The sequence below is a fragment of the Mesorhizobium sp. 128a genome (assembly GCF_053848025.1).
The window spans coordinates 135035-151447 of the sequence record NZ_JBSPKY010000011.1 but is presented as its reverse complement, the minus strand read 5'-3'; the positions used below and the strand labels follow the sequence as shown (position 1 = coordinate 151447).

Here is a 16413-nt window from a genome sequence, read left to right as displayed (position 1 = left end):
CGCGGGGAAAATTGTTGCGCGCATGAAAGGGCGGATGCAACCTTCGTTTCGATCGGGACGGCGTAAGAAGAAGCCCGATCCCAGGGGGGATAAAATGACACTCGAGCTTATCGGGGCCGGCTTCGGCCGCACCGGCACATGGTCGACCTTTGCCGCGTTGAACAGACTCGGCCTTCCCAGCTACCACATGCAGGAAGTCATCCTCAACAAGGCCAACAAGGGCCATCTCGACTTCTGGCGCAAGGTGGCGAACAGCCCGCCCGGCAGCCAGCATGACTGGAACCGGGTCTTTGCCAACTACAAGGCGACGGTCGACAATCCCGGCTGCTGCGTGTGGCGCGAATTGATGGCCGCGTATCCCGACGCCAAGGTGCTGCTCACCCTGCATCCGCGCGGTGCCGAAGCCTGGTACGACAGCACCATCGACACGATCTACTTCACCGAGACGCTATGGCAGTTCAAGGTACTGGAATGGCTGACGCCGTTCGGCCGCAAGTTCGGCGACATGTCGCACAAGCTGGTGTGGGGCCGCACGCTTGCCGGCGTGATGGACGACCGCGCCAAGGCCGTGGCCCGCTACAACGCCTACACCGAAGAGGTGAAGGCCGCCGTGCCGCCGGAAAAGCTCCTGGTGTTCAAGGTCAGCGAAGGCTGGGCGCCGCTGTGCGACTTCCTCGGCGTACCGCTGCCCAACGAGCCCTTCCCCAACCTCAACGACCGCGAAAGCGTCAAGAAGATCATCGGCGACGTCATCAAGGGCAGCTACATCATGCTGGGGCTGTCGGTCGCGGCGATCGTGCTTGTGCTCGCGGCGCTGTGGTGGTGGCTGGGGTAGCGCTTCAGCTACTTGCGCGTGATCCACTCGAGGAGGTCCGGCTCGACGTCTTCGTGGCCGGTCAGGTCGCGCACTAGCGAGGCGGCAAGCGCACGCCACCGCTCTTCGGAACATTGCCTTCCACGACCGGACGCGACGATCCCGCCTTCCCTTTGCCAGAGGGCTGCGCACGTGTGCGATTTCGGCGCTGCGACCACTGCCTCGCCTAGAACGGCAGCCTTATCTCGTCGATCGCCTTCGACTCCGTCCAGCCAATGTCCTTCTGGATCTCCGTCGGCAACGCATTCAGTGCCCGCACGGTCTTCCTGTGCTTGCTGGCGCGCGCGAAGGCGGCGCCAATTCTGGTGAGACTTTCAAACATCGGTAACCCCTATGCAGCAGCAGAGCGTTGCCTCGGGCAGGCTCTTGAACCGCTGATGTAACCGATCGATTACGCGGCAACGGTGAAACGCTTCACGTAGCGATGCCGGCCGGAAACATTTGTATGCAAATTAGTTGGGGAATGTGAGAGGCGCTACGAAGGGCCAGAGAACCCACATCCAACGATGTCAGACACTTGGCTCGCTGGCCTGACGTGTCGATTCAACCGCCGTTGGCAAGCCCTTATTCCGGAGCCTGCGAATCTCCGGATGGGGCTTGCTGGGCGGTCTGGGCAGACAGCCGGCCTTTGCGGAAGAGCGTCGGTTTTGAATATTCTTTCTTCATGCCGGCATCCTCCGGCCTGGCGTTGGAAATAGCAAGGCCCCTCCCGCGACCTGGCCAAGCTGCCGGCGTCGGGCAGAGCGGGTTGGCACTACATCTGTTGAGAATCAGAACCTTGACGACGCAAACACGCCAGTCTCTTGTTCCGGCAAGCTCGGTCGAGGGAGGAGGTACCACCATGGAAAAGATCATCCTGGACTGCGACCCTGGGCATGATGATGCTATCGCCATCCTGCTGGCGGCAGGCAATCCAAACATCGATCTCCTCGGCATCACGACGGTTTCGGGCAACCACAATGTCGAGAACACCACGCGCAACGCGCTTTCCGTCTGCACCGCCTATGGCATCAAGGTGCCGGTGGCGAAAGGCTCTCCCGGCCCGCTCCTCATCGACCAGGTGCTGGCCATCGAGATCCATGGCGAGACCGGGCTCGACGGCCCCGTGCTGCCGCCGGCCTCTTTCGAGCTCGACAAGCGCCACGCCGTCGACTTCATCATCGACACGGTCATGGCGCATGAGCCGAAGACGATCACGCTGGTGCCGGTCGGTCCCTATACCAACATCGCGCTTGCCGTGCGCAAGGACCCGCGCATCGTCGAGCGGGTGAAAGGGGTCGTCGCGATGGGCGGCGCCTATACCAGGGGCAACATCACGCCCGCGGCGGAGTTCAACATCTATGGCGATCCGGAAGCAGCCGACGTGGTGTTCCGGGCCAAATGGGACGTCACCATGGTGGGTCTCGACCTGACGCAGACTCAGGCCCTGGCAAGTCCGGATCTTCAGGACAGGGTGCGCGCCGTCGGCGGCCCGATGGCCAAGTTCATCCTCGATATATGGGAGTTCATCGCGACCACCCATGGCGGCCTGCTGCAAATCGAGTATCCCGCCATACATGATGCATGCTGCGTCGCGGCCCTGATCGATCCCACCATCATCACCACCGAGAAAGCCGATATCCGCGTCGAGCTCGCGGGACGGTGGACCAAGGGCATGACGGTCTGCAATTTCGAGAAAATGGGCGGCATGCGCCATTTCGGAGGCTCGGCGAGCGAGCAGACCGACTTCCGCCACACCGTGGCGATGAAGCTCGACCATCCGAAATTCTGCGATCTGATTGTGGATGCGCTGGAGCGGCTCACCAGGCAGAAGGCGTGACGGCTGACCGTGGCCGCAGAAGAACCCGGCCTATAGCTTCCTGAAAAAGCCCGAGAGAATATTCGGCCCCGCCTCGCCCGGCCGCAGCCTGATCCCGTCCTCGAAGCCATTCAACGTCACGCATTCAAAGCCATGGTGCGCGAGCAGCGCCACCAGCGAGTCCCGGTCGAAATGGTGCAAATGCTCGTTGGGCAGACGCATGCGCCACGTCTCGAACCACGCGTCGCCATCGGCGCCGAGCTCACGCCAGCGGCAATAGGGCACGGCGATGGCCAAATGACGGGTCTGAAGGCGTGCGAGGAAACCCAGGTCGGGGATGTGCTCGAGCACGTCGAACATGGCGACGAGGTCCCACGAGCCGGCGAGCGCCTCATCCCAGTCGACAAAGCGCACGCCCTTGGGCAGCGGAAACCTGGTGACGTCGCAGCCGGCGCAATCGGCAACCCCGGTAATCTTCGCGGCTTCGATAAACGTGCCGGTGCCATAGCCGATCTCCAGCACGGACCGCGGTATTTCACCGGTGATGCCCAGCACCCAGCCAAGCCGCTGAAAGCCGAGCTTGATGGTGCGATCGCTCAGATCCTCGTAGTAGGACATGTATTTCTTGTCGTACTTGATCGGCGTGACGTCGATCTGGTGGATCACGCCAAACCAGTCCACCTCGTAATTGTCCAGCATTGGCGTACGGTCCCCCGGGAGTGCGAAGCCTTACATCGTGGAGCTAAACGCAAAGTAAGTGGCCAGGGGGTACGTGGTTGCATTGACCGCTGCCCCAAGGGGCCGAGCATGCTCGCAATCAAAGAAGTACTAGAATACGCTCGTCGGCGAAGCTTTGACTAGGGAGACGGGACACCCGCAAATGGAGCGACGGCTCACCGCAATCCTTGCTGCCGATGTGGTTGGCTACAGCCGCCTCATGGGCGAGGACGAGGTAGGCACGCTCGAACGATTGAAGGGTTGCCGTCGCGAATTGGTCGACCCCGCGATCAAGGAATTCCACGGTCGCATTATCAAGCTCATGGGCGATGGAGCGCTGGTCGAGTTCGCGAGTGTCGTCGATGCCGTCCAGTGTGCTGCCGCGATTCAGCGCCGGATGGCTGTCCGAGACCAGGGCACCTCCGGCGCCCGTCACATCCGGTTTCGCATCGGGGTCAATCTTGGCGACGTCATCGTTGAGGAAAATGACATCTACGGCGATGGCGTCAACATCGCCGCGCGCCTCGAGGCTATGGCCGAGCCTGGGGGTGTATGTATCTCGGGCACGGCATTCGATCATGCGGTCCACAAGGTGGAGGTCGGCTTTGCCAGTCTTGGCGAGCAGCGCCTCAAGAACATCGCCGATCCGGTTCGCGCATATCGTTTGCTGCTCGATCCCGCAGCATCGGGAAAGGTCACGGCCGCGCCACACCGGCCAGGCCCACGCGTCATGATCCTGGCAGCCGCCGCCCTGGCGATTGCCGCGCTTGCCGGCATTTTCGCGTGGCAGAAGTTCTCGATGCCATCGCGGCCATCCGTTGCCGTGCTGCCGTTTACAAACCTCGGCGGCGATCCAGGCCAGGACTATTTCGCTGACGGCATCACCGAGGATCTGATCACCGACCTCACCAAGCTTTCCGGTCTCGATGTCATCGCCCGCAATTCCGTCTTCGCCTACAAGAACAAGCCGGTGGCGCTGGCGGACGTCGCGCGCGACCTTGGCGTGCGCTACGTCGTCGAGGGCAGCGTCCGCCGCACCGGCGAGCAGATCCGCCTCAATGCCCAGCTCATCGATACGGCAACAGGCGACAATCTGTGGGCCAACCGGTTCGACCGTGGCATGGCCGGCGTATTTGCCGTCCAGGAAGAGATGAGCGGGGAGATCGCCAAAGCGCTCGGCGTGCAGCCTTCGGCAGCGGAAAGCGAGCGCATGGCACGCCCGCCGACCGAAAACCTCGAAGCCTACGACTACTATCTTCAAGCCGAGACGGCGTCACGCAGCGTCCTGCAGGCCGGGCTGCGGGAGGCGCTTGCGCTCTATGAGAAGGCGGAGGGGCTCGACCCAGCTTTCGCGGAAGCCTTTGCGGCCGACGCCCGCACGACAGTTTATATCTGGCGCGAGGCCATCAACGACATCATGCAGAGCGCGCCCGCGCGCAAGCGAGCCTACGAGAAGGCGAGCCGGGCTTTGGAGCTCGAACCGGACCTTTCGTCGCCCTATGCCATTCTCGGTATCATGCAAGTCGTGAATCGCCGCTACGAAGATGCGATTGCCTCTGCCAGGAAGGCTGTTTCAATCGGTCCGGGCGATGCAGAGGCGCAAGCAGCCCTCGGATATGTCCAGTTATGCGCCGGCAATTATGCCGAGGCAGCCGCAGCGGTCGAGACTGCGCTCAGGCTCGATCCCAACCTTTCACCCATCAACCGGGAAACCGCCGGGCTGGTTTTTCTGCTCCAGGGGAATGTCGAGAAAGCGATCGAGACTCTCGAACGCACCCGCGACGATGCGCCCACGGTTGGCAACTTTCGGTTTACACTCGCCGCGGCGTATGTCCTCGGCGGCCGTCTACCGGATGCGAAAGCCGAAATCGCGGCTGGGCTCCACCTCATAGCAGGGTCCAGCTACGTAGACTCTTTGGCCGGGTGGCAGATGACTCATGCACATTTCCGGAACCCGAAGGATCTGGCGATCCTCGTCGACGCACTGCGCCGGGCAGGCCTACCCCAATGGCGCTATGGCTTTACCCCGGACGAGCACGACCAGTTGAAGGGTGCCGAGATCGCGGCCCTCGTCGTTGGCCATACATTGCAAGGCCAGATCGAACCCGGTCTCCAACCAGCCTTCCTTCAGATCGGGAACGACGGCAAGGCAGCCTTCCGCACGACGACGCGGCTGGTCACAGAGACCGTCTACGTCGATGGCGATCTCTTATGCGAGCAGAGCGAGAACCTGTTCGGGCGCCCCGACTGCGGTCCCGTCTACAGACGCACTGCCGGCAAAGGCTACTCCTATGCCAACACAAGCAAGGTGTTTCACTTCACGGTCGTCCAGTAGGCGAACCTGGTGTCAGTGATACTTGTCGAGCTCCAAATTGGCCGCGACCTGCGGCCAATTTGCATCGGCTTTCGGAATGTTTTCAGCCGCATGCGCGGCGAAATCGTCCGCATTGTCGACGTCGTAGATCAGGTAGAGTTTGCCGTCGATAATCTTGAATGCTTCCGGATCGACATTGACCGTGACCCCACCGCCCACGACTTCGCCGGCACAGTAGCCGCCATATTGAGGAGCGTACTTGACCGGTTCGCTCATGAACATTTCCTGGTGCTTCTTGCTGGCGAAATGCCAAGGGGTCCCCAGCCATTCATAAGTGTATTCTTCGGAGCCCTTCACGGCCTTGCCGTCAGTGAAGTAAGCGACCGTGTCGTAGCCCATGATCGCCACACCGCCGAAATAGCCGGTGTTCACCGAATCGTCGGCCCGGGCCGATCCCGCGCCGGCAACCGCAGCGACTGCGACCAGGGCAGCCGCCCCCAGATTCCGAACCAGTCGTGACTTGATCATTGTGCTCATCTGCATCCTCCTTCAATCGTGGATCTCGGCGCACTTCGCCGCGTTCGCCTCGCCAAGGATTTTGGCTTGGCAGGTAGCACCATGGCGTTTCAACAGTCGTAAGATGTCCTTGTTGCCCTTCCAGAATGCGCGCGATGTCGGCATGTAGCCATGAGCCTCGGGATGGTTCACATCGGCACCTTTGGCGATAAGGAACTCGGCCAGTTCAAGGTGGTTTTCCTCGACGGCCACCAACAACGGCGTAGCGCCCGCCTTGTTAGCGGCATCGTCGAGCACCGCGCCTTTTTCCAAAAGCAGCCTGGCGATCGGCAGGCTGCCCGAGAAGGCCGCCGCATGAAGCGGGGTAAAGCCGCCCGAGTTACGCGCCATGACGTCGGCGCCCTTGCCCATCAGGAATTCGGCGATTTCGGGCTGGTTGTCGAGCGCTGCAGCGAGGAGCAGGGTTGCCTTGTCGCGTGCCCGGCTGTCGACCTCGGCACCGCCCGCCAAGGCTTGCTCCACCGCACCCTTGTCTCCGGCGGCGATGGAGTCGAACAAATGCTCACCTGCGGCTGCTGTCGTAGCCGCCAATACCAGCATACCAAGTGCCAGCATTCCGCGCATGACGTAGAAATAGCATATTAGCTTGGGGCCATACAAGCTGGATAGGGCTCACCGGGACAGATGCCGGCGGACGGCGCCGCCGGGCTGGCTGGCTGGCTGACTTCAGACGCTACGGGCTGCAGAGTCGGCAGTGCCAAGCGGTTAAATCAGGCCGGGAGCCGCCACATTCGCACGCGACCGGCGCCACGCAATTCCGTTTCCTCGAGTGGGTCGCAAGCAAATTTTGGTCCGAGCAGTTGGCGCGTTGCGTCAGAAATGCGGATTTCATCGGGCTCCGCGGACGTTTGAATACGTGAAGCGAGATTAACGGTCTCGCCCCACAGGTCATAAGCGAACCGCCTCTTGCCTATGACGCCCGCGACGATCGGCCCTGAGTGAATTCCAATTCTGAGCCTTATCGGTTCTCCTGCGAAACGTTCGCGCTTGACCGCCTTGCGCAGCTCAAGCGCATAGCGCGCGAGGGCCTTTGCATGATCGGATCGCGCGGTGGGCAGGCCACTGACCACCATCACACAATCGCCGATTGTCTTGATCTTTTCGCAGCCGTATCGTTCAGAGAGCCGATCCGCCGCCTTGAAGAAGTAATTCAGAATAGCCAGCGTCGTCACGGCTCCGACGCTCCGCGCTCTTTCCGTAAAACCGACGATGTCGGCAAAAAGCACACTCACCTCTGCGTGGTTGTCGGCAATCTTCTTGTGCGCTTTTAACCGCTCCGCGATCGACGCCGGAAGAATGTTGAGGAGCAGGTTTTCGGCGCGCTGGTATTCACGCGCCAATCCCTCCTGGCTCTTCCTCAACGCCTCGTTCGCCGATTGTAATTTCTCGTTGAGTTGACGCTCCCTTTCTTGCAGGAGCGTCATCTCATAAGCTTTCTGTTGAAGCCGCTGCCTGTTGGCGCGTTCGACGCTGGCGTCAAGAAAGAGCAGCCACACGTAGGCGTCGTCAGCAAAAAAATGAAGGTCCGCGACACGCCCGCTGGGCAGCTCGACCATGGGAATATGAAACGGAAGCTCCGGGCAAGGCAGCAGCCCTTCCATGAACTCAAGCTGCTCGGCAACAGGCTTGCCAATGCGAAGCGACGACAGTCCGTGATGTTCGACATTACCCCCCTTCGCAGCTACGCAAAGCTGGGCGTCGATTTTCACATAAGCGACAGAGTGCCCATTGTAGAAGAAACTGAAAATCCAATTTACGACTTCTTTTGGCAATCCATGCATGGTCTATTTTGCGACCATCAAAGCAAGTTGATGAAACGCATCATCAACATGCTGACCTGAGAGCGCACTTGTCAGATAGATTTGCCATCCACGCTGCCTCAGTTCGTCAATCTCACTATCCGATATTTCCCATCGATCGGCCAGATCGGATTTGTTGATCAGCAATACAAACGGCATAGCGCCGAACTCGGCCTCGACCCGTTCGCGCAGCGTGACCGCCACCGCAAGGGTGGCGGCGCGGGTTCCATCGACGACAAGGACGAGCCCGGTTGCACCGCGAACATAGCTGACGCGGAATGAGCCGATATCGTCTTCGCCGGCCAGATCCCACAAAATCAGATCCACGGTTTTGCCCGGGAGTTCGACACTCTTCTTGTCGATTTTCACTCCCACCGTGGTCAGGTAGGTTTCTGAAAAGATGCTTTGCACAAACCTGCGAACCAGACTCGTCTTTCCGACAGCGAAGCCGCCCAGCATGCAGATCTTTTTTTGCAACATGTCGGGCTCCGCTAGTCCAGGTTCACAGTAATCGAAACCCGGCGATTGGTGGAGCTCCCGTTTTGACTATTTTCAGGCACCAGCGGCTCAAACGTGCCCGCGCCCCGAACCAGCAGCAGTTCCGGAGCGACGCCGCGCTTGTTGAGAAGCGCACGAACTGTCTCGGCGCGGGCGGCGCTGATCGACGCGTTGGCCGTCTCGCGGCCCGTGGTGTCCGAATGGCCGGTCAACATGAACCGCGCTGTTACGCCTGACTTGCGGGCATTTTGGGCGAATACCTTTATTTGATCCGCCAACCTGTCGAGAACCGGCGTCTGCTCTGGCCCCGGCACAACCTTGCCGGAAGAGAAGAAGATATCGGTCGTCTGGATGGCCTCTCTCAAATAATTCAGTTCTGCAAGATTCAGCTCGCTCAGCTGCGAGACATCCAGAACCACTCCGTCCGCCGAAAGTTGTTCGGCGGCGGCCTGCGCCCGGCTGATCCAGCCGGCAGGAGCCTCACCGACGGCAACGATGCGACCCTGGACGATCGAAAGCTGAACCGATTTCGGCGGGTTTAGCGACGCCGTCAGCCGCTTCACCACGAACTTCGGATCAAGGCTCTGGTAGAATTGCCACTGTGAATGAACCCGGGCAGGATCAACCTGCGTTCCGGACAGCAGAGCTTGCGGGTCGACGGCAAGCGGGTCTCTCAGGCCAGAAATGTAGAAATGTCCGCCCCTTGCCGTTTGTTGGGCGACGATGATGCCCGGTTGAGCCTCAAGTCGCGAGACATAATACTGCCAGTGCTCCGCCGAGCGTGCATCGGGACTCACGTCACGAACCCTGGAGATGTCGAATTCCGGTCCGCCTGCCGAAAGCTGTCGAGCCGCTGCGCGCGCCCGATCTATCCAGGTGTCGGGGGCCTCACCCTCGGCAACGATGCGATCATTGACGACCGAAAGTCGTACTGTATCCGGCGGATACAGCGACGCCGTCAGCCGCTTCAACACGAACTCCGGCTCAAGGCTCTCATAGAACTGCCATTGCGAATGAACCTGGGCGGGATCGACCTGCGTGCCGGACAACAGCGACTGCGGGTCGGCGCCAAGCGGGTCTCTCAAGCCGGCGATATAGAATTGGCCATCGCGTATCTTTTGTTCTGCAACGATGATGCCCGGCTGGGTCTCCAGCCGTGACACATAGGCCTGCCAGCGCTCCGCCGCTCGTACTTCAGGGCTTACGTCACGGACCCCGGAGATATCGAAGACCGGCCCGCCTGCCGAAAGCTGCCGGGCCGCTGCGCGCGCCCGATCTATCCAGGTGTCGGGCGCCTCGCCTTCGGCAACGATGCGATCATTGACGATCGACAGTCGTACTGAATCCGGCGGAGCCAGCGACGCCGTCAGCCGCTTCAACACGAACTCGGGTTCAAGGCTCTGATAGAATTGCCACTGCGAATGAACCTGGGCGGGATCGACCTCAGTTCCGGACAACAGCGACTGCGGGTCGGCGGCAAGCGGGTCTCTCAAGCCGGCAATGTAGAATTGGCCATCGCGCACCTGTTGTTCGGCAACGATAATGCCCGGCTGGGCCTCCAGTCGCGACACGTAAGCCTGCCAGCGCGACACGTAAGCCTGCCAGCGCTGCGCTGATTGCCAGGAAAGAAAGTACCAGCCGCCTGCCAGACTCAAAAGCAGCAGAGCCACGGCCGCCACCAGCCACGGAAATCCCTCGTTTGATTCCTCCTGCTTCAGCTCGACGCAGGTCTGCAACTGCGTCTCTACGCCAATCAACTGCGAACCGTCGCCGTCAAACTGTTCTAGAGCCTGTGAGCTTTCCTCATGGATGCGAAGCAATACATCGCGAATTATGTCGTGCAATTCCTCCGGCGGATTTCCCCGGATCACCGAAACCAGGGTCGCAAACGGTCCAACTTCCGACCAGAGTCGAAGGTCGCCGAAACGAATAGTGTCCAGGCCGCTCTGCTCTTTCTCGTTAAACGAGTCCTTCACAAAATCCTGAATTGCACTAAGCATCGAGGAAATGAGCTGAGGATCTTCGCTCGTCGCATTATCGGCCGTCACATGCGCTATCAAAAGCCCGGAATTGCGATGAATGAGAAAGGCATGCTCTATACGATAGACAAGAGAATGCTTCAGAACAACTTGCGAGAAACTAGCGCCCGTTCTCCAAGCTTCAAATCTCCACTTGAGGCCATGCCAGGTAAATATATGCCTTAAAGTTTCATTCAGCGACTGAAAGGTCTGGTCGATCTTTTCCCCGATCGACTTGCGAATTGCCGGCAGAAACACCGGGTATAATATATCCGTCAGTGTGCGCGGGCTCTTCTGGATCGACCGCTGCACAGCCCTTTCGACAGCTGGCGCAAGCGCCTCGCCGAGTTGCGTGTGAGACGCTCGCGCTGTCGCACTGGGAAGAACGTCGCCCACTGCTGCCGCAAGCTGCTCCGGTTCGTCCAGCAGATGCGTGACTCGTGAAAGCTCCGAAATTTCGCGGCTGACCAGCAACTGGCGCAGCGTTTCCATGCGAGGATCGGCGGTTGGAACTGCCTCGAAACGCGCACGGTAGTCCGGATCAACGTTCCGGGCAATTTCGATCAAAAGACGAGCCAGAGCCTCGCGATCAATCTCTGTATCGTTCGAGGCTGTTCTTTTCGGTAGGTTGAGTGGGTCGACGGTTGACGTCAAGGTCCCATCAACTCACTTTCCAGCTACGGTCCGAGTTGCTCTTGCTGCCGACCGGATCCTGATTCAGAGCTTTTGCAACCTCGACAAACAGGCCAGCCAAAAGATTTCGGTCGGTCTTGACGTTGCTGAGATCGGCAAACATTTTCTCGATCAGCATCTGAACGCCTTCATTCTTCTGCTTGATTTCCTCACGCAGCGAATGATCGTTTCGATTTATCCGGTCCGAAACGTCGCGCTCAAGCGCGCTCAGTTGATCCGACAGAGCGCGCACCTGCTTTTCAAGTGCCTGGTTTTGCTCGCGAAGATTCCGGTCAATCTCCTTGTCGGCGTCGGCTCGCGAATCTTTTTCGGTCCGCAACTGCGCCGCAAGCGAATCGATCTGCTTCTTTGCATTCGACTCGTACATTTCGAGATTACGCTTGGCTTCGGATTCGACATCCTTGAAGCGCTGCAAGACCCGTTCTTCAAGCTTGGAAAAACGGCGGTCATAGTCCTGCATCTGGTTGCCGAACAGCAGATCACGTATCTTGTCGACACCTACGGCGTCGCCGGCGCCGCCGTTCTCACGAGCCTGGACTCCCAGGAAGTTCAGCCCGTTACCTTCTGCGTTACCTAGGAGATTTGCGTCCGCCTTCTTTTCTGAAGAAACGGTATTCGTAGATTCCTTTGCCATGCTTTTGCCCTTCCATCTGAACACCTGCCACGGTGTAAAACCCCATAAAAAACAGAGCATGTCAGCAAAATACCCGGCTCGCAAGCGGGTATCTCTTGACTTAGGCTGATTCGTGAGGCAGCCGGTTGCCGCGTCGCCGACTCAACAACGGACGTTTGGGGCGAGCCATTTCAAATGGCGGCGGCGACAACTGCAATATTGCGCTCAGTATTGCTCGGCAAGGAGTGCGTCACCAATTATACCGCAACACTGCGGGCGTTTCCGGCCTGGGTTTTTTCCAGGAGCTAGTCGACGCGTGCGGCTCTGCTAGTTCGAAAAGCTCACGCTCACGCCGCGCTGCCTAAAATAAGCCTGCATCAACTTGCGGCCCTGGCGGTTGTTCTGCGCCAACTTGCTGGGATCGAACACCGCCTGTTTTATCCCTTCCCGTGCCAGCGCCGCCTTGAGCGTCGCGATATGGGCGTCGATGTCGGCATTGTCGGCCCGAAGCGAGGCATAAATGCTCTCGGTCGCCTGGGCCACGGTCGGTTCGCTCACAGCTGTCGTCCTTTGGTTGATCGAGCGGCGGCTTAACACAGATTCGCGGCTCCGCCGATACCGGTGGACCTCCGTCCGTCGAAGGCGAATGGCCGCATTGCCAAACCTGCCGAAGTCGAAAGTCCGACCCCTGCCCCTGTAGAGCTTGACGAAAATCGGTGGGCCTGTTTGAGAGCGGAGGATCGAGACATCGATTCATGGGGAGATGGGCAAGGGTGGGCAAACCGTGAAGCGCGTTTTTCGGATGCTTGCCGCGGTGATTATGGCGTCCGCAGTGGCCGGCTGCACAAGCATTTCCTATTACGCGCAGTCGCTGGAGGGCCATGTGCAGATCATGGCGGCGCGCAGGAATGTCGGGAAACTCATTCATGATCCTTCGACGCCCAAGGCCTTGCGCGCCAAACTGACATCGGCGAGCGCCATAAGGCGGTTTGCGACTGATGAACTGGCGCTGCCCGACAACAGCAGCTACCGCAGCTATGTCGACATCCATCGGGACGCCGTGACCTGGGCGGTTTTTGCCGCGCCGCAATTCTCGCTCACGCCACGCACATGGTGCTTTCCGGTTTTTGGCTGCGTTCCGTATCGGGGTTACTTCTCGCGGAAATCCGCTGCTGAGAACGCAGTCGAGCTTCATCGACAGGGGCTCGACGTCTATGTCTCGGGGGTCACCGCCTATTCCACACTGGGCTGGTCCAGTGATCCGCTGCTGAGCACCATGCTACGTCAGGACGACACCTATCTGGCGAGCCTTGTTTTTCACGAGCTGGCGCATCAGCGCCTCTATGTGGATGGCGATTCCGCATTCAACGAGGCGTTCGCCGTTGCCGTCGAAACCACCGGCGTCAGGAAGTGGCTCCGCGCCGCCGGCGATCGGGCCGGATTGCGCCGCTACGAAGCCGATCGCAAGCGCAGCGCCGATTTTCTCGGACTGGTGTCGAAAACGCGCGACGAGTTAAGGCAGGTCTACGAAAGTCCCCGCACGCCGGAGCAGATGACGGCTGCCAAAGCAGCCGTCATCGACAGGCTGCGGATGCGCTACCGGCAGATGCGCAACAAAAACTGGGCCGGATACCGGGGATACGACGCCTGGTTCAATGCCCCGATCAACAACGCAAAGCTCGCCGCGACTTCTGTCTACGGTGAACAGGTTCCGGCCTTTCTTCGCTTGTTCGACTTGTGTTCGGGCGATTATCCCAGGTTTTACGCTTCTGTCCGGCGGATCGCGGATCTGCGGCAACCTTCCCGCTCCGAAGCGCTCAAGGCGGCCGATACGTGCAATTGATTTGAACGAGCACGGGGCTCCGGCCTGATGCTGACGATCAGCCCAGCGACAGTTCCTTCGTCTGGTGTCTCAGCACGAGGCCGACCGCGCCGAGCAAGGCATCGTTCTCGGTGTGCTTGCCGACGATTATGCGTGTGCGCAGGGCCGGAGCGACATCGCGGGACTTGATGAGCGTATGGCGCTCATAGGACGCGACCAGCGGCGTCAACAGAATGTCGCCTGCCAAAGCCATGTGGCCGCCGATGATGATAAGCGGCGGATTGAGCACCGAGCCGATCAGGCCGAGCCCGCGGCCTGCGGTCTCGGCGGTATCCTCGATCATCCGCAACGCCCTGACGTCGCCCTCTTCGGCCATGGTGATGACATCGTCCATGGTGACTTGCCGCCGCACGACACGTGAAATCTGTTCCAGTGGCCGGGCAAAGCTTGCATAGAGCTCCAGACATCCGCGATTGCCGCACCGGCAGAGATCGCCGCCGGGATCGATGCTGATGTGCCCGAATTCGCCGGCGCCGCCGGCGATGCCCGTCACCAGCCGGCCTTGCTGGACAATGGCTCCGCCGACACCCAGATCGATCTTGAACAGCACGAAATCGTCCTGGCCGACGGCCGCCCCCCACATCAGCTCGGCAATGGCCGAGCAGTTGCTCTCATTGTCGGCGAAGATCGGCTGTTCCAGGACGGGCCCGAACACATCCCGTATGTTGACGCCGGCCCATGTTGGAACCATGCTCGCGCGCAGCACAACTCCATCGCGGCTGACCGGGCCGGAGACGGAGACACCAACCCCCAGGAGCCCCGCCACCGGCAGACCGTTTTCCTTGTAAGATTGGGCAATTGCCGATTTGACCATCTGGGCCGCCTGTTGCGGCTGGTAGTCCAGAGGCATCGAGATAGTTTGTTCGGCAATGACGGAATGCGAGACATCGGCGACGATGAGCCGTATCTCCTGAAGAGCCAGGTGAATTCCGACGCAGGTGCCCGCTGTCGGATTGAGCGTAACGGCCGCGGCTGGTCTGCCGATACCTCTGATACCATCGCTGCTGGCGGGGGCTTCGATCACCATCCCCGACTTTCTCAAGCCGTTGAGCGCAGTCGAGACCGTCGAGCGCGCCAGACCGGTGACGCGTGCGATCTGCGACGCCGAGAGGCCGCCGCGCTCGCTCAGGCAGCGCACGATCATGCTCTCCGGCGACGCGGACGGTCTGTCGATCAGCCAGGTTCTAAGCGAAGGTTTTGTCATGGACCAACATAAACACCGTTGACTGATGGCTTCAATATGTCATCTTGGAAAGAACTCGAGATTAACGCATCTCGCCGGCAGCGGCTTCAAACCGCGGCCATAAGCGGTCGATACGAACCGTGCAACCATATGGGAGTGAACCATGAAATCCGTCATGACCGCCTTCGCGGTCGCTGCTGCTGCGTGCACCTTTTTCGCCGGGGCCGCCTTGGCCGAACCCAAGACAAACCTTTTGCATCAATGGGCGACCGGATCGGACGCCCAGGCGATCGCCAAGCTCGGCGAGATGTTCACCGCCAAGGGCGGCAAGTGGGAACAGACCTCGATCGCCGGCCACACGGCCAATACGCTGGCCAAGCTGCGCGCCGACGTGATCGCCGGCAATGCGCCGCCTGCCGTGCAGCTCAAAGGCCCGGAAATCGCCGAGTGGAACGAGACCGGCATGACCGCCGACCTCGATGAACTGGCGGCCTCGGAAGGATGGGAGAAAGTGGTTGCGCCGGAATTGCTTCCGGTGATGAAGCCGACCGGCAAATGGGTCGCCGCGCCCATGAACATCCACCGCATCAACTGGCTGTGGGCCTCGCCGAAGGTCATGCAGGCCGCCGGCGTCACGGAAATGCCCAAGACGTGGGCCGAGTTCAATGCGGCCTGCGACAAGATCGTCGCCTCGGGCAAGATCTGCATCTCGCATTCGACCGCCGACTGGACGGATTCGACGGTGTTCGAGGTCGTGCTCTACGGCCAGGATATCGATCTCTATCGCAAGGCCTTCGTCGAAGGCGATGTCGAATCCATGCGCAGCCCGGGCATGGTCAAGGCCTTCGAGCAGATGCGCCTGATGACGAGCAAGTACATGGATCCCGGCATGGTCGGCCGCGACTGGGATTCGATGTCGGCGCTCGTCGGCAAGGGCGACGCGGCGTTCCACATCATGGGCGACTGGACGATCGGCCTTTTGACCGCCGCCGGCTTCAAGGAAGGCACCGACTATGTCTGCGCCCAGGCGCCGACCGATTGGGGCAAACCCGGCTTCATCCTCAACTCGGACTCGGTCGTGTTCTTCAAGCAGAAGGACCAGGATTACATCGACGGCCAGAAGCTGCTTGCCAGCCTGATACTGTCGCCCGACTTCCAGACGGTCTTCAACCAGGCCAAGGGCTCGATCCCCTCACGCCTGGATATCGATCTGTCGAAGGGCTTCAATCCGTGCCAGCAGCTCTCGCAGAAGGATCTGCAGGCGTCGATCAAGGAGGGCACGCTGGTCCGCTCGATGGCGCACAACATGACCATCCCGCAGAAGATGCGCGGCGCGATCATGGACTCCATCACCGAGTTCGTGGCCACGCCCGACATGTCAGCCGAGGACGGCGCCAATGCGATGGCCGACGCGGCTGAAGCACAGAAATAGACGGGAACGGCCGGGC

15 protein-coding genes are annotated in these 16413 nt (G+C 60.3%); 5 read left to right on the top strand and 10 right to left on the bottom strand.

What is annotated here, in order from left to right:
• The first annotated feature begins 94 nt into the window (after positions 1 to 94).
• Positions 95 to 835: a sulfotransferase family protein gene (locus ACWTU9_RS19295; RefSeq protein WP_455859651.1), complete on the top strand. Its 741-nt coding sequence runs from the start codon at positions 95 to 97 to the stop codon at positions 833 to 835.
• Between the two features lie 205 nt (positions 836 to 1040).
• Here ACWTU9_RS19295 and ACWTU9_RS19290 read toward each other — a convergent pair whose 3' ends face one another.
• Entirely contained in the window at positions 1041 to 1196 is a 156-nt protein-coding gene (locus tag ACWTU9_RS19290; protein WP_455859650.1) for a DUF1127 domain-containing protein, read from the bottom strand.
• A 519-nt stretch (positions 1197 to 1715) separates the two neighbouring features.
• On the opposite strand from ACWTU9_RS19290, the gene ACWTU9_RS19285 reads away from it, so the two are divergent.
• Entirely contained in the window at positions 1716 to 2693 is a 978-nt protein-coding gene (locus tag ACWTU9_RS19285) for a nucleoside hydrolase (RefSeq protein WP_454588743.1), read from the top strand.
• Positions 2694 to 2723: 30 nt separating this feature from the next.
• Here the strand turns inward: ACWTU9_RS19285 and ACWTU9_RS19280 are convergent, their stop codons facing one another.
• Positions 2724 to 3371, bottom strand: a complete 648-nt coding sequence (locus ACWTU9_RS19280; protein WP_455859649.1) for a class I SAM-dependent methyltransferase — start codon at positions 3369 to 3371, stop codon at positions 2724 to 2726.
• Positions 3372 to 3552: 181 nt separating this feature from the next.
• On the opposite strand from ACWTU9_RS19280, the gene ACWTU9_RS19275 reads away from it, so the two are divergent.
• On the top strand, positions 3553 to 5724 hold the full coding sequence (locus ACWTU9_RS19275; RefSeq protein WP_455859648.1) for an adenylate/guanylate cyclase domain-containing protein: 2172 nt from the start codon (positions 3553 to 3555) through the stop codon (positions 5722 to 5724).
• Between the two features lie 12 nt (positions 5725 to 5736).
• Here the strand turns inward: ACWTU9_RS19275 and ACWTU9_RS19270 are convergent, their stop codons facing one another.
• From ACWTU9_RS19270 to ACWTU9_RS19240, 7 genes are all read right to left on the bottom strand, one after another.
• Complete coding sequence (locus tag ACWTU9_RS19270; protein ID WP_455859647.1) at positions 5737 to 6240, bottom strand: YHS domain-containing (seleno)protein; 504 nt, start codon at positions 6238 to 6240, stop codon at positions 5737 to 5739.
• Positions 6241 to 6252: 12 nt separating this feature from the next.
• Positions 6253 to 6843, bottom strand: coding sequence for an ankyrin repeat domain-containing protein (locus tag ACWTU9_RS19265; protein WP_455859646.1), 591 nt, complete (start codon positions 6841 to 6843; stop codon positions 6253 to 6255).
• 146 nt (positions 6844 to 6989) lie between these two features.
• Positions 6990 to 8060: an adenylate/guanylate cyclase domain-containing protein gene (locus tag ACWTU9_RS19260; RefSeq protein WP_455859645.1), complete on the bottom strand. Its 1071-nt coding sequence runs from the start codon at positions 8058 to 8060 to the stop codon at positions 6990 to 6992.
• Positions 8061 to 8063: 3 nt separating this feature from the next.
• A complete protein-coding gene (locus ACWTU9_RS19255; RefSeq protein ID WP_454577858.1) occupies positions 8064 to 8558 on the bottom strand; it encodes a Rab family GTPase in 495 nt (164 codons plus the stop codon).
• A gap of 11 nt (positions 8559 to 8569) precedes the next feature.
• Positions 8570 to 11248, bottom strand: coding sequence for an OmpA family protein (locus ACWTU9_RS19250; RefSeq protein ID WP_455859644.1), 2679 nt, complete (start codon positions 11246 to 11248; stop codon positions 8570 to 8572).
• A 7-nt stretch (positions 11249 to 11255) separates the two neighbouring features.
• On the bottom strand, positions 11256 to 11921 hold the full coding sequence (locus tag ACWTU9_RS19245) for a hypothetical protein (RefSeq protein ID WP_455859643.1): 666 nt from the start codon (positions 11919 to 11921) through the stop codon (positions 11256 to 11258).
• A 306-nt stretch (positions 11922 to 12227) separates the two neighbouring features.
• Complete coding sequence (locus tag ACWTU9_RS19240) at positions 12228 to 12458, bottom strand: hypothetical protein (protein ID WP_454588735.1); 231 nt, start codon at positions 12456 to 12458, stop codon at positions 12228 to 12230.
• 244 nt (positions 12459 to 12702) lie between these two features.
• Between ACWTU9_RS19240 and ACWTU9_RS19235 the strand changes: the two genes are divergently transcribed.
• Entirely contained in the window at positions 12703 to 13743 is a 1041-nt protein-coding gene (locus ACWTU9_RS19235) for an aminopeptidase (RefSeq protein WP_455859726.1), read from the top strand.
• Between the two features lie 37 nt (positions 13744 to 13780).
• Here the strand turns inward: ACWTU9_RS19235 and ACWTU9_RS19230 are convergent, their stop codons facing one another.
• Complete coding sequence (locus ACWTU9_RS19230) at positions 13781 to 14926, bottom strand: ROK family protein (protein WP_455859642.1); 1146 nt, start codon at positions 14924 to 14926, stop codon at positions 13781 to 13783.
• Positions 14927 to 15128: 202 nt separating this feature from the next.
• Here ACWTU9_RS19230 and ACWTU9_RS19225 point away from each other — a divergent pair, with 202 nt between their 5' ends.
• Positions 15129 to 16397, top strand: a complete 1269-nt coding sequence (locus ACWTU9_RS19225) for an ABC transporter substrate-binding protein (protein WP_455859641.1) — start codon at positions 15129 to 15131, stop codon at positions 16395 to 16397.
• The last annotated feature ends 16 nt before the right edge of the window (positions 16398 to 16413 follow it).